14 protein-coding genes are annotated in these 14,016 nt (G+C 42.3%); 7 read left to right on the top strand and 7 right to left on the bottom strand.

Going from position 1 to position 14,016, the window contains the following annotated elements:
* Nucleotides 1-3 precede the first annotated feature (3 nt).
* The 4 genes from sucC (at nucleotide 4) to BP74_RS10480 (ending at nucleotide 3,048) form a co-directional block, all read left to right on the top strand.
* Nucleotides 4-1,221, top strand: coding sequence for an ADP-forming succinate--CoA ligase subunit beta (gene sucC / locus BP74_RS10495; protein ID WP_496373826.1), 1,218 nt, complete (start codon nucleotides 4-6; stop codon nucleotides 1,219-1,221).
* A 131-nt stretch (nucleotides 1,222-1,352) separates the two neighbouring features.
* A complete protein-coding gene (locus tag BP74_RS10490; protein ID WP_496373824.1) occupies nucleotides 1,353-1,607 on the top strand; it encodes a hypothetical protein in 255 nt (84 codons plus the stop codon).
* Nucleotides 1,608-1,791: 184 nt separating this feature from the next.
* Nucleotides 1,792-2,481 carry a helix-turn-helix transcriptional regulator gene (locus tag BP74_RS10485; protein WP_496373822.1) on the top strand — a complete coding sequence of 230 codons (690 nt, stop codon included), beginning with the start codon at nucleotides 1,792-1,794 and terminating at the stop codon, nucleotides 2,479-2,481.
* 66 nt (nucleotides 2,482-2,547) lie between these two features.
* Entirely contained in the window at nucleotides 2,548-3,048 is a 501-nt protein-coding gene (locus BP74_RS10480; protein WP_496373820.1) for a DinB family protein, read from the top strand.
* Nucleotides 3,049-3,087: 39 nt separating this feature from the next.
* Here the strand turns inward: BP74_RS10480 and gloA2 are convergent, their stop codons facing one another.
* A complete protein-coding gene (gloA2, locus tag BP74_RS10475; protein ID WP_496373818.1) occupies nucleotides 3,088-3,480 on the bottom strand; it encodes an SMU1112c/YaeR family gloxylase I-like metalloprotein in 393 nt (130 codons plus the stop codon).
* Nucleotides 3,481-3,830: 350 nt separating this feature from the next.
* Between gloA2 and BP74_RS10470 the strand changes: the two genes are divergently transcribed.
* Nucleotides 3,831-4,349 (top strand): GNAT family N-acetyltransferase, encoded by a 519-nt coding sequence (locus BP74_RS10470; RefSeq protein ID WP_496373816.1) that lies wholly within the window; start codon nucleotides 3,831-3,833, stop codon nucleotides 4,347-4,349.
* 38 nt (nucleotides 4,350-4,387) lie between these two features.
* Here the strand turns inward: BP74_RS10470 and BP74_RS10465 are convergent, their stop codons facing one another.
* The 5 genes from BP74_RS10465 to BP74_RS10445 are packed head-to-tail and all read right to left on the bottom strand — an operon-like array spanning nucleotide 4,388 to nucleotide 6,442.
* Nucleotides 4,388-5,008, bottom strand: a complete 621-nt coding sequence (locus BP74_RS10465; RefSeq protein WP_496373814.1) for a SprT-like domain-containing protein — start codon at nucleotides 5,006-5,008, stop codon at nucleotides 4,388-4,390.
* On the bottom strand, nucleotides 5,001-5,402 hold the full coding sequence (locus BP74_RS10460) for a hypothetical protein (RefSeq protein ID WP_496373812.1): 402 nt from the start codon (nucleotides 5,400-5,402) through the stop codon (nucleotides 5,001-5,003). Before BP74_RS10460 ends, BP74_RS10465 begins: the two co-directional genes overlap by 8 nt.
* Nucleotides 5,383-5,586 carry a hypothetical protein gene (locus BP74_RS10455; RefSeq protein ID WP_496373810.1) on the bottom strand — a complete coding sequence of 68 codons (204 nt, stop codon included), beginning with the start codon at nucleotides 5,584-5,586 and terminating at the stop codon, nucleotides 5,383-5,385. Before BP74_RS10455 ends, BP74_RS10460 begins: the two co-directional genes overlap by 20 nt.
* 16 nt (nucleotides 5,587-5,602) lie before the next feature.
* Nucleotides 5,603-6,019, bottom strand: a complete 417-nt coding sequence (locus BP74_RS10450) for a bactofilin family protein (RefSeq protein WP_496373808.1) — start codon at nucleotides 6,017-6,019, stop codon at nucleotides 5,603-5,605.
* A gap of 27 nt (nucleotides 6,020-6,046) precedes the next feature.
* Nucleotides 6,047-6,442, bottom strand: coding sequence for a hypothetical protein (locus BP74_RS10445; protein ID WP_496373806.1), 396 nt, complete (start codon nucleotides 6,440-6,442; stop codon nucleotides 6,047-6,049).
* A 515-nt stretch (nucleotides 6,443-6,957) separates the two neighbouring features.
* Between BP74_RS10445 and porW the strand changes: the two genes are divergently transcribed.
* On the top strand, nucleotides 6,958-9,942 hold the full coding sequence (gene porW / locus BP74_RS10440; RefSeq protein WP_496373804.1) for a type IX secretion system periplasmic lipoprotein PorW/SprE: 2,985 nt from the start codon (nucleotides 6,958-6,960) through the stop codon (nucleotides 9,940-9,942).
* A gap of 266 nt (nucleotides 9,943-10,208) precedes the next feature.
* The gene (locus tag BP74_RS10435) at nucleotides 10,209-12,644 is read left to right on the top strand and encodes a penicillin-binding protein 1A (RefSeq protein WP_496373802.1); all 2,436 of its coding nucleotides are present in this window, start codon (nucleotides 10,209-10,211) and stop codon (nucleotides 12,642-12,644) included.
* A gap of 88 nt (nucleotides 12,645-12,732) precedes the next feature.
* Here the strand turns inward: BP74_RS10435 and BP74_RS10430 are convergent, their stop codons facing one another.
* Nucleotides 12,733-13,890, bottom strand: a complete 1,158-nt coding sequence (locus BP74_RS10430) for a zinc-dependent alcohol dehydrogenase (RefSeq protein WP_496373800.1) — start codon at nucleotides 13,888-13,890, stop codon at nucleotides 12,733-12,735.
* Nucleotides 13,891-14,016: the final 126 nt, after the last annotated feature.

Genomic DNA, 14,016 nt, shown 5'->3' with positions numbered 1-14,016 from the left:
TACATGAATTTGCATGAGTACCAGGCAAAAGAACTACTGAAAAAATATGGCGTTCCGGTACAGGAGGGCATTGCAGTCAGCACTCCCCACGATGCGGAAGAAGCCTATCGCCAGATAAAGACCCAATACGGAAGCAATTTTGCTGTTGTGAAAGCACAGATACACGCAGGTGGCCGCGGTAAAGGTAAAGTCCGGGAAACCGGGATCAACGGTGTAAAGGTGGTCAAGTCAGTTGATGAAGTTTGTGAAGTGTCACAAAAGATCCTGGGCGGAACCCTCGTCACTATTCAGACCGGCGAGGCCGGGAAAGTTGTGAACAAGGTTTTGATAGCTCAGGATATGTATTACGATGGTCCCAGCGAGCGCAAGGAATTCTATCTTTCCATATTGCTGGACAGGGCTAAGGGTGAGAATGTGATCATGTACAGCACAGAGGGCGGTATGGATATAGAGGAAGTTGCCCACAAAACTCCGGAAAAGATCTTCAAGGAATGGGTATACCCTGCTGGCTTGCTCCAGGGATACCAGGCACGTAAGATCGCTTTTAACCTAGGATTAAAAGGTGATGCCTTTAAAAACATGGTAAAGTTTGTAACTAATCTATATAAGGCTTATGTCGGTCTTGATGCTTCCATGCTCGAGATCAACCCACTTTTCAAAGCTTCCGATGACAAGATCGTTGCTGTTGATTGCAAAATGAACCTGGATGACAATGCACTGATGCGTCATCCTGATCTTGCTGCCATGCGTGATGTAGCTGAGGAAGATCCAACTGAAGTGGAAGCAGGTAAGCACAACCTGAATTTTGTAAAACTGGATGGTAATGTTGGTTGCATGGTAAACGGCGCAGGTCTTGCCATGGCTACTATGGATATGATCAAGTTGAGCGGTGGAGAACCTGCCAACTTCCTGGACGTAGGTGGCACAGCTAATGCTCAAACAGTGGAAGCAGGCTTCCGGATCATCATGAAGGATCCTAAAGTGAAAGCAATACTGATCAACATCTTTGGTGGCATTGTACGTTGCGACCGCGTGGCACAGGGAGTGATCGATGCTTATAAAAATATGGGTAACATCGACATCCCCATCATCGTTCGCCTGCAGGGTACCAATGCAGAAGAAGCCAAGAAACTGATTGACGAAAGTGGGCTTAAGGTGCAATCAGCAATTTTATTGAGCGAAGCAGCACAACTTGTCAACAAGGCTGTTGCAGCAGCATAAACAATACATTATAAGGTTTAAAAGGCTACGGGAAAACCTGTAGCCTTTTTTGTATATTACTAATAGTGAAACTATAGTTATTATAAAATTAAATATGCTTTGCAAAATGAAAAATAACCATAGTTTTGATTATGTCCGATTTCAATATCCCTATGATCGTCGATAACATTCGATACCTCTTTTCTTTTACCAGGATACAAAGTCCCTCCGCCGAAAAGTATTTTGTAACAGCCAATAATTACCTGTCAGATCCCTTTTCTTTTGAAATGAAAAAAGATGACTCAGGAACCTGGGTAGTACTTATGCCAGCTCCCGCATGGGCAATAGAAATAGAAAAACAATTGGCCTCTTCTATAGAATCACAGGTTCCGGTAGCGTCTAATTAAAAAGAGCTACGCATTTTTCAGTCATGCTTGTCACTATCAAGGTATAATGGATGGTCAGAAGCATCAATGACCATAAAGCACTATAGGATTTACCTTCCTTAGAACGGGTTTTTTAGCCAGTCTCCAATAGCTTTGTACCAGCGAATATTGAATTGTGCTTACCGATAATGATTAAAGCAATGACATGAACCGCATTGACCGGCTGTTAGGAATTGTCACTCTCTTGCAATCGAAAAAATATGTAGCTGCAGAAAAAATAGCAGGCAAGTTTGATATCAGCATCAGGACAGTGTACCGGGATATAAAAGCATTATCTGAGATAGGCATACCTGTTAGTTATGAGAACCCAAAAGGTTATTTCCTGGTACAAGGTTATTTCCTTCCTCCTGTTTCCTTTACCAATGACGAAGCCAATGCCTTATTATTAACAGAGGCACTGGTTTATGGCTTTGCAGATCATTCCATTCAAAAGAATTATTCCGCTGCATTGAATAAGATTAAAGCTGTTTTACGCACTACACAAAAAGATAGCCTTGATATACTTTCAAATGCTATCCGCATCCAAAAACCCTCTTGTTACGATCTGCACCTGGAACATTTATCTGTCTTACAAAATGCCATTACTGCAAAAACGATCCTTGAACTGGACTATCGAAACCGGGAAGAACAGGTAAGCAGGCGAAATGTGGAACCTATAGGCCTTGTATTTTATGCATTTAACTGGCACCTGATAGGCTGGTGCCATAAACGCCAGCAATACCGCGACTTTAAAGTATCCCGTATCTTATATGCCCGGCAAACAGATTTGCCCTTCACGTTGGCTACACATCTTCAATTGAATGATTACATGAAATTATTGCCGGTGGATTATTAAAGTTTTCCAGACTGCCATAGGGTTGACAGTAGCTGCCATTTATTTTGTGGTTTAAAACAAATAAATATGACGCTCACTCAAAACTTTTTAAAAGAACTGGAAAAAGAAGCCATCACCACACGTAAAATGCTTGACAGGGTACCTGATGATCAATTTAGCTGGAAACCACACCAGAAAAGTATGAGCATCCTGGAATTGGCCACGCATATTGCAGAAATACCTGGCTGGATCCCAATGGTATTAAATACCTCAGAAATGGATTTTGCCAATAATGATTATAAACGTCCGACAATCAACAACCATAAAGAACTGATGAACTATTTCAATCAGTCAATGGAAGCCGGGAAGACTGCGTTGCAGAATGCAAAGGACGAGCAACTCAATGATACCTGGACCATGCGCAGTGGAGAAAAAATATTTTCCTCAGAGCCCAAATTAGATGTACTGAGAGGTGTCTTCAGCCAAGTCATTCACCACCGGGCGCAACTGGGTGTGTTTCTTAGAATGCTTAATATCCCTATCCCTGGCAGTTATGGCCCAAGTGCCGATGACCAGGAATTCGCATAGAATTTACAGTAACCCGGCTGCTCGGGTTACTGTTTTATTTTAACTCTCTTCATATAATTCCAATGGAAGATCATCTGGATCCCTGAAGAAACAAAATCTCCTGCCTGTATATTCATCAATTCGAACAGGTTCAACAACAATATTCTTTCTAACAAGGTGTTCGACAGCGCTTTTAATATCCTCAACACGAAAAGCAAGGTGTCTTAACCCTGCTGCTTCAGGAGTAGAAGGACGTGGAGGCGGGTCAGGAAACGAAAATAGCTCAATAATATAATTTTCACCCAGGCACAGGTCTAGCTTATAAGAATTCCTTTCTTTCCTGAAAATTTCCTGTTTGACGGTAAGTCCCAGGACATCAATATAAAATTCTTTAGAGCGTTTGTAATCTGTGCAAATTATAGCAATATGATGAATTCCTTTTAAGCCTACCATTGTCATCCTTTCATTCAAATGTAGAAGAATAACAAAAACGATGAAAAGGAATGTGATCGCTGGTGTGGGAGTTACATTATAATCCCCTGCTCTTCAGCAGGGGATCAATGAATTCAGGCGGTTGGTAGTGACTTGTTTCAGAGGGTCAGACGCCTGCGACTTTTCAAAGGGTTGGATCATCGGTTTTTAAGGACACTGGACCTATCGTTGGTTTTTCTCAGATGGTTAAATTTCACTCCTGCTTTTCATTATTCCATAATCCACAGGAAGTAATTGAAGATCCTACTCAATAATTTTAACTTCACGTAGTTATTATCCCTTAGTTTTCCCGCCTCTTATTAAATTGCGCCATGGAATTTTCACAGGCGCTGCTCCAGGGGATCAATATCAGGAAAATCGAAATAAGTGATAATAAAGTAATCGCTTCCATTATTCGCTCAACCCTGGAAGAATTCGGGGCCAACAAACCAGGTACTGTATATTACGATGCTACAACTGATGCACTCTACCAGTTGTTTGAAAAAACACCGGGATCAGTTTATTATGTGGCAGAATATAAAAATGAACTGGTAGGTGGTGGAGGTATTTTCCCTTCTGCCGGCTTACCAGAGGGTACTTGCGAATTGGTGAAAATGTACCTGCTGAAAAAAGTTAGAGGAATGGGTTTAGGCCGCCTGCTTATACAGAAGTCGCTTGATTTCGCCAAAGCAAATGGCTATAGAACGGTATATCTTGAAACCATGCCCGAATTGAGACTGGCACTAAAGGCATATGAGAAGCTTGGCTTTAAATATATTGATTCTGCCTTAGGCAATACCGGGCATTTTGGTTGTGACCTGTTCATGACCTTTGACCTGGAAACTAAGTGATACATAACCGGTTTAATATTTTATAAAGCAAATTAATATTATTGAACAGGCACACATTCATAAACCGGGCTAAATAAGTATATTCTTTTTGTGGCCACTTCTTCACACCTGAAACGCTTTCTTATTTTATCTCCTTTCCTGAAAATTCTTCCATCATGCGTCTTAAATAACGTGCCATTGGCCACTTCTTCTACAAAGACCATATGCCCTTTATTAGTATCATAGTTTTTCAGGGTACGCAACAACAATTCATCTGCACAACTGGAGGCAGCAGGATTATGTAGTGACTGCATCAAGGCATGCCTGATATCTTCCGGGAATACATTATGTTCTATAAAACGCGCCAGCAACTGCCCAAAGATGGCTTTCCATTCACGACCATGGGAAGCAACCCGGCTACCATATTTTTCAAAAGTGAGCAGGTGCGCCAATTCATGCAACAAAGTGATCAGGAAAGAGTACTTGTTCAAATTGCCATTCACGCTGATGCGGTGGTTGCTGGCATGGGTGCGATGCCGGTAATCGCCAAGGATGCTTTTGCGGTCACGGGCTACCGTTAGGTGTACATGGTAAAATTGCAGGTAGGCCAGCACTTCTTCCAATGTGTTGGGTGGAAGATAATCCTGTAATGTTGAAATAGGTGCTTCTTTTTTACTCATGAGGACTCTTCCTCAACAATTTCATCAGTATTGAAACCTCCATAAAACTATAAACCAGGTATAAAGCCATGCAGGTAAACAAAGCCGGTTTATTATAAGTGGTCTTGAAAAGAGACACATAGATAAATACGGCGATAACACAAAGAAAAAGCTTGATCATCATACCAGAATATACTGATCGGACAAAGGCATGAGGATTAGGATTTTTCAATCCCTTCTGTGCCAGGAAAAAAGAAACAATAGTGATCAGAAAAAGCAACAGGTTTCCGATTATAAGCACATCCTGGTCCATACCCCACCTGCTTAACATATTTCTGCCGGAAATGAAAAATCCATTTAAAGCAATAAAAAATAGTATAACAGGGAAAAACGACTTAAACTTCCTCTTGACCATTATCTGTATTCTTTTTTGAAGTATCCTTTACCAGCTGATAGATCATTACCACCAATATGAAAAAAGGCAGTATCCATACCAGTAGTGGGACGGTAAAATTGGCCCATTTATCAATTTTCATTCCTATGAAAACAGCCAGGCCCAGGGACACAAATAATTGTGTGCCCCACCCTGCATACCGCATAAGGTCGGAATTCTGTCTATTTGGCTTCGGCAGTTTGTTCATCAACTGTACTCATTACTACTACGCTTGCGGGCACAGCACCCATCTGACATTGACCATTAAATATAGCTGTGGGATCTATCTGAAGGGTGGCCGCATGAATATTGCCCTTTACATTGCTTTCCCCACGAAGTTGCAGCACTTCCATTACGGTGATGTTGCCATTGACCTTGCCGGTTATATCTGCCTGCTTGCCATGGATGTTTCCTTCCACGTATCCTGTTGGACCTATCACTACCTTGGCTGAGGAGATCACGTTACCGTGAATGGTACCATCTATGCGCAGGTCGTTCTCGCTTTTAACATCACCCTGCAAGTTGGTGCCTTCGCTGATCAATGTAGCACTGTTACCGATCTTATCGGAGATGCCGTTGGTTTTTTCTTTGTTGAACATAGGAATTGGTTTATAGCTTAAAAATAATCAATCATTTGAGATTTCCTCCTTCGGAACCTGCAATTGTGTAGTATCGAGCTTTAAATCGGCGTTTCCACCCAGTACTTTTTTCAACCCGTCAATGTATTGCCCCTGGTAATTAACCTGCTTTTCCAATGAATCTGTCACATATTTTAGCTGGCGGTACTCTCTTCCAATACCTGCATTTCCATAACCAGGGATATAGTATTTAAGCGGTGTAAAGACAATCAGCGCCACGGTAAGACCAGTTAATAGGACAAATATGGTACTCAACATGATATATACACTCATCCTGGAAAGGCGAAACGTCACCACTTCTTCATATGTGTCATCATTCATCACCACAAGCCGGTAGCGGTTGCGTAACCGCTGAAGGGTGGACCCGGCATCAAGATTTGCCATAGAAATTTGTTATGGCGCTAAAGATAGAGAAAACCCTGTCACCCGATAATCAACCATTTCCACAATGAAAAATGAGCTTATAATTGTTCATTAATATAATACCCGCTTCATTTATGGCTATTACATCATTCCAGCTTTATTAACTATTCGTGCCTACCCACATACTTTTAGGAACCTACTTCAGGCTAATATGAGCCGCCTTTGAACCGTGTATGAAACGCCTTTGAACCGCCTTTGAGCCGCCCCTTTAAAGAGGTGGTATAAAGGCGGGACATTTGTGGCTTATGTATAGAATAACATTGGGATATGGTGCGGGTATCTTAGTAATTTGTATAGGGAAATAACAAGCCTTGTCAGACATGGCTCTATTTGATGTATTGGTAAATGCAACAAAAAAATGCAGCTATTGCCTTTGAACAGAATCCGGGAACCTGGGCAAAAACCAAAATAAATACTTCGTATTTATACTAAAATCTTTGAATTTCAGTTTATAACAGTTTAGTTTGCGACCGAAAATGAGTATTACCCGTCCATTGTTAATAGGCCTTATTGGATTGCTTGGAAGTGCTGCTTTTGGGACATTATCAGCGCAAATGGGTTTTAACCTGGAGGTTAAAAAGCCAAAGCCTTACGAGGAAAGGGTTTTGAAGGCAGAAAAGACCCCTACTGATAAAAAGATCAAGCCCACAAAGCGTTTTTTCCAAAACCTCACCACGCATTACAATTACTATTTCAACGCTAATAATAAGCTTAATGAGGTCATAGAAAGGGCTAAGGCCGGGCACAAGGATGATTATTCTCTTTTATTACCCTTCTACAATTACAGCCTTGATGCAACTGCTGGTGACCAGCAGGAACTGGATTCTGTGATCTACAAAGCACAAACGGGTCTTGTGATGCATGACCTGCGCAGCGATTGGGCGGATAACATGTACCTGCTTTGGGGAGCAGCTTACTATTTTCAGAAGAAATTTGATTCGGCCTCATTGATGTTCCAGTTTATCAATTATGCTTTTGCCGATAAGGAAAAAGATGGCTACTATAAATACATTGGCAGCCGCATGGACGGAAACAATGCGTTAAGTATCTCAACCAAAGAGGATAACAGCCTGGTAAAAAAAGTATTTTCAACCTCTCCAAGCCGAAATGATGCACTGCTATGGCAGGTAAGGACAATGATAGCCGGGGACAAGCTGGATGAAGCAGGAACACTGATAGCAACCCTGAAAAATGATCCAGGGTTCCCTGAACGGCTGCATGATCAACTGGAAGAAGTCCAGGCATTTTGGTTTTATAAACATGGCATCTGGGATAGTGCCGCGGTTCATCTTTTAAATGCGCTGGATGTGGCGCAGAATAAACAAGAAAAGGCAAGATGGGAATACCTGGCTGCACAGTTATATGAAAAGAAAGGAAATATTGACGAAGCCCGTAACTGGTACAGCAAATCTATTGGACATGGTACAGACCCTATACTTGATGTGTATGCCCGGCTGAACCTGGTGCGCATCAATAAGGAAGGGGGAGAAAACTATATTGACCAAAACATTGCGGAGTTGCTGAAGATGGCAAAAAGGGATCGTTTTGCTGACTACAGGGACATTATCTATTATATGGCTGCACAGATGGAAATTGACCGGGGAAACTTTGCAGCCGCGCAGGAGCTACTTTTAAAAGCTTCGAAATATAATAATGGCAACCTGGCTTCCCGCAGCAATGCCTTCCTCATGATCGGAGACCTGGCCTATAACCAGAAAAATTATGTGACAGCAGCTTCGTTCTATGATAGCATACGTACCAATGAACTCAAAGAGGAAGAAGTAAAAAGGGTGGAATCACGCAAACCATCACTTGCTAAACTTGTAACTGAATTGAAAGTAGTTTCCCGGCAGGATAGCCTGCAACGTATTGCGTTGATGCCGGAGAATGAGCGGAAGGACCTGATTACCAAACTGGCTAAGAAACTGCGCAAACAACAGGGTCTTTCTGAAGAAAATTCAGGCGCATACGCCAGTGGCAACCTTCCACTTATTTCACCCAATGCCCCGCCAGTGGATCTTTTTAATACAGACACAAAGGGTGAATGGTATTTCTATAATAATGGCTTAAGAACAGGTGGTGCTGCACAGTTTAAACAAATATGGGGCAACCGGCCTAACACTGATAACTGGAGAAGATTTTCGCAGGTGTCCAATCAGTTGCTGGCCAAAGTGCCAGCTGGTGCTACACCTGCTGCCCCCCAGGGTGAGACTTCCGCCCCTGTTGACAATACACCGAACTACGAAACCTTAGTCAAAAACGTCCCGTTGACAACTGAAGCCCTGCAAGCTTCAAACGATTCTATCAAAAACTCCCTATTTAACATGGGTAATATTTACCTGAATGAAATGGAGGATTATGCTTCTGCTATTGATGCCTATGAAAGATTGCGCAGCCTCGACCCTTCCTATCAACGCATGGACGAAGTATTATTCGGTTTGTATTATGCCTATGCGAAAACGGGAAATACAGGAAAAGCAGCTGAGATGAAGAACCTTCTTTCCGGGAAATTTGCCGGATCAAGATTTACTGCAATTGTCACTTCAGGAAAGGACCCTTCCGCCAAATCCGCCGCCTCTCCTCAATCCACCAGGGATTATGAGGCTGTTTATGATCTTTTCCTGGAAGGTCGTTTTGAAGAAGCTGAAGTAGCCAAAAAAAGGGCTGATAGCTTATATCAAACTAATTACTGGCAACCACAACTGCTCTACATAGAAGCCGTATACCATATACGCCAACGTGATGATAGCATAGCTAAAAATATACTGAGCACGTTAATAGCACAAAACCCAAATACACCTCTTGGAGCCAAAGCTAAAAACCTCCTTGATGTGGTAGGCCGCCGGCAGCAGATTGAAGATGAATTGAATCGACTGAATATTCAACGCCCTGCCGAGGACACTGCAAAAATTGTTGTACAGCCTGTGATCAAACCAGAGGAACCCAAATTCCAAATGGCACAAAGAGATACCCTTCTTACTAAAAAACAGGATCAACCGGCTATTAAAACCGTACCGCAGAGGCCTGCAGATACACTGGCCCAAAAACCAATCGTTGTACAGAAAAAACAAAACACTGTCTACCAGTTCGAGCCAGCCTTTACACATTTTGCCGTGATAGTGCTGGAAAAGGTGGATGGGATTTTCAGCGGGGAGGCAAAGAATGCATTTGCCAGGTATAATAAAGAGAATTATTACAACCAGGATTTGCCGGTGAGTGTTGTGGACCTGGATTCTGTTCATAAATTACTCCTGGTAGGCTCTTTTGACAATGCCCAGAAAGCCATTGATTATGTGCAAAAGGCCAAAAAACTGGCACCTAATGAGATTGTACCCTGGCTGAAACCTGAAAAATATTCATTCAGTATTATAAGTTCAAACAACCTGGAAGTGTTGCAAAATTTGAAGGACTTAAATCAATACAGGAAATTTTTGGAGCAAAACTTGCCCGGTAAATTATAGACCAAAAGAATAAATACGGTGCAGGTTTAAGTATATACACTATTTCCATTACATGGCTTTTCCCTGAGCATTTTGTAAATAGTGCTGGTCAAATTTTAACCTTGCATTACACCCTATTTTATAGCTTTGAAGGTTTAAGAGATAAGATAAAGAAGGTTTATACCAAATAAGCGTTTTCTCTCTTATCTTGCCGGTACCCTGGACTAAGAATCAGCAGATGTAATATTTTTTATGCTCCTGTTATTTAAGTCCCTTAAATATATCTCATGAAAAAAAGCGTACGAATCTTCTGGACCATTTTTCTTTCCTTCGTTGGCGTTTTTGTTCTCTTTATTTTTCTCTGTATGGTGGGTGTATTTGGGAAACTTCCGTCCTTAAAAGAATTGGAGAACCCCAGTATTTTGCAATCTTCAGAGGTATATGCCTCCGACGGTACTTTGATGGGAAAATACTATAGGGAAAGAGGCAATAGAAGCAACTCAGATTACAGAGATATTTCTAAACACGTGATCAATGCATTGGTAGCTACAGAGGATGAGCGCTTTTATAATCACTCAGGCATTGACGTAAAGTCCACTTTGAGAGCTGTATTCCTCCTGGGAAAGGAAGGTGGGGGCTCTACCATAACCCAGCAATTAGCGAAAGCATTATTGGCACAAGGCAGCAAGAACAGGGCCTGGAGGGTCATTGAAAAATTTAAGGAGTATATAGTTGCTATCAGGCTCGAAAGAAATTTTACTAAAGAAGAGATACTGGCGCTTTATTTAAATGCGGTGCCATATGGGGATAATATTTATGGTATCAGGTACGCAGCGCGAACCTTTTTCCAGAAAGAGCCTGACCGTTTGAACCCCGTGGAAGCTGCAGTACTGGTGGGCATGTTAAAAGGGAATTATTTGTATAATCCAAGGGTACACATGAAGGCAGCATTTGACCGTAAAAATGTGGTCATCGGCCAGATGGAAAAGAATGGATACATAACACCAGCAGAGGCAGCAAGGTATAAAGTGATGCCCATACCGCTGAATTATAAAAAGCTGGATGAGAATTCAGGTTATGCTCCTTACTTCAGGGAAGTATTGAAGGACGAACTGGAGAATGTACTGGAAGGACTGACTAACGCTAATGGTGATGCCTATAATGTTTATGATGATGGGTTAAAGATCTACACTACAATCAATCCAAAGATGCAGCAATATGCCGAAGAAGCTGTAGCACAACAAATGCCTGTGCTTCAAAAGGCATTGAACAATCAAAAAAACATTAAAACTGGCAGTGTATGGAAAGGTCACCTGGATGTATTGGATCGAGCCATGCGGAATAGTGACAGGTGGAGGAATCTGAAAGATGATGGCCTGACTGAGGAAGAGATCAAAAAGACCTTCTCGGTAAAAACAGAAATGAAGGTTTTTGCCTGGAACAGTAAAAGAGAGACAGATACAGTAATGACTCCCATGGACTCCATCAAATACCACAGGCAAATGATGCAGACGGCCTTTATGGTCAATGATCCGGTTACCGGTGAGGTTCGTGCCTGGGTTGGTGGCATTGACTTCAAAACATATAAGTATGACCATGCTAATCTAAAGACCAAGAGGCAGGTTGGATCAGCTATAAAACCGCTATTGTATTGCCAGGCCATGGAAGAAAGAGGCTTTACGCCTGAAACCATGGTAGAAGATGTACAGCAGTCTTTTGGAAAAGATCAGCTGGTGCCGGCAACGGGCAAAACATGTACCGGCCGAACCATGACGATGGCCTCCGCATTAGCCTGGTCGCGCAACTGTGCCACGGCCTATATTATGAAGCAGGTGGGTCCTGCCCAATTTGCCAATTTTATTGAACGATTGAATATTCCTACCAAGATAGAACCTTATCCCTCCATAGCATTGGGATCATGTGATCTTTCACTATTTGAAATGATGTGGGGTTATTCCATTTTTCCAGGGCATGGTTTCTCTACGAGGCCAAGTTTTATCACGCGTATTGAAGACCGGAATGGCAATGTGATCAAGCGTTTCGATCCGGGAATGAACAGAAAAGAAGCAGTAAGCGAGGTAACGGCCTACAATATGTGTAAAATGATGGAAGGGCCGGTGACCAAGGGAACGGCTGCAGGCTTGATGCAGGCGCTGGGAGCTAAGGAAATGGGAGGCAAAACAGGTACTACCAATGGGAATGCCGATTTCTGGTTCATGGGTTATTCTCCGCAACTCCTGGCAGGCGTATGGGTGGGTAGTGATGATCGCTTCATCAGTATTGAGAGTGCAGCTTTTTTTGGGGGTACCGCAGCACGTCCTATCTGGCAATCTTTCTTTAAAAAGGTTTATAATGATAAATCGCTGGCTATAGACAGGAATGCTGAATTTGTGAAACCTGCAGACCTGCAGAATGAGATCAATAATGCAGATATGATGAGGATCATTGATGAAACTGTTCCATCGGATGATAATATCGGCACCAACGCTGATGAATATACGCTAGATACCTCTCATAATGTTCCTGTCGAGTCGCAGGCGCCTATAGATGAAAACGCACCTGTTCAAAAGAATACCAACCCTAAAAAGGACACAGCGAAGAAAAATCCAAAGATTGGAGAAATGGATCAGACAGGTCAAAAGCAGGAGAAGAAAGGTTTCTTCAAGCGACTGTTTGGAGGCAAGGATAAGAATAAAGAAGAGAACAAGCCAAACGATTATTAATACTTATTCCATATTTCAAAAAGCCTCCCTTGTGGAGGCTTTTAGTTAATAACACTGAACCAATGGGATGAAAATGACGTATTCATTATTATGGTTTCAGCACCACTTTTACGCAATCATCCACTTTGTTTTTAAACATATCGTAACCTTTACTCGCATCTGCAAGAGGGATCTTGTGGGTGATAATATCATCCAGGACCACTTTACCATCCCTGACAATCTCAAACAAATGATCTATATATTTCTGAACCGGCGCCTGCCCAAATTTCATGATCAGACCTTTGTCAAATATCCTGTGTATAGGAAAATTATCATACGGACTTCCATACACGCCTACCACTGACACGATGCCGCCCCTGCGCACTGCCTGCGTGCACCAGTCAATAACTTTCATTGTCCCTTTCTCAGCATTCCATACTGCTTTTACCTTTTCAATAAAAGAACGTTCGGCCTCAGTTCCCACAGCATCAATAGCTACATCAGGTCCTCTTCCATTGGTCATTTCCCTAAGCTTTTCCATTAAATGCTCATCATGTGCATTGATAGTTTCAACCATATTGACCTCCCTGGCTTTATTCAAGCGGTAATCTAAAGGATCCACTGCTATCACCCGCTTTGCACCCTGGAGCCAAGCTGCTTTCTGTGCCATAAGCCCTACCGGTCCACTTCCAAAAATGACCACTGTCTCTCCGCCTTTTAGTTCGCCCCAATCAACAGCGGTCCATCCTGTAGGAAAGATATCGGTAAGGAAAAGCACCTGGTCGTCACTTAAGCCATCAGGAATAATCTTAGGTCCATAATTAGCTTTTGGAACCCGCACATATTCCGCTTGTCCTCCATTATAACCTCCATATAGATCCGTGTATCCAAACAACCCACCACCTTTGCCCTTCATCATATCGCCTTCCGGCCCATAATGGTCAGGATTGGTTTGTTCACAATGCCCCGGAAGGTCATGGGCACAGAAAAAGCACTGACCACAGGCGATAGCGAAAGGCACAACTACCCTATCACCTTTTTTCACCTTTTTCACAGCGGCACCAACCTCTTCCACAATACCCATAAATTCATGACCCAATACCTGGTCTCGCAATTGAGGGAAAAATCCATCATAGATGTGAAGGTCGGAACCACATATAGCCGTTGACGTTACCTTGAGAATAATATCATCAGGCGCCTCAATACCGGGATCTGGTACATTGTCAACACTTATATCTCCTATCTTATGAAACACAGCAGCTTTCATATGCTATTCTTTTTAAGTGACCATAAAAAATATGAATTTCTATTCAGTAAAAATCAGGCCACCTAAAGTTTAATTATCATATGAATGGCAGAGTCGGCACAACATTTTCAGTAGTAAGTAAAAAGC

It is taken from the genome of Flavisolibacter ginsengiterrae DSM 18136 (assembly GCF_059568575.1).
This window is presented reverse-complemented; position numbering and strand designations above follow the sequence as displayed.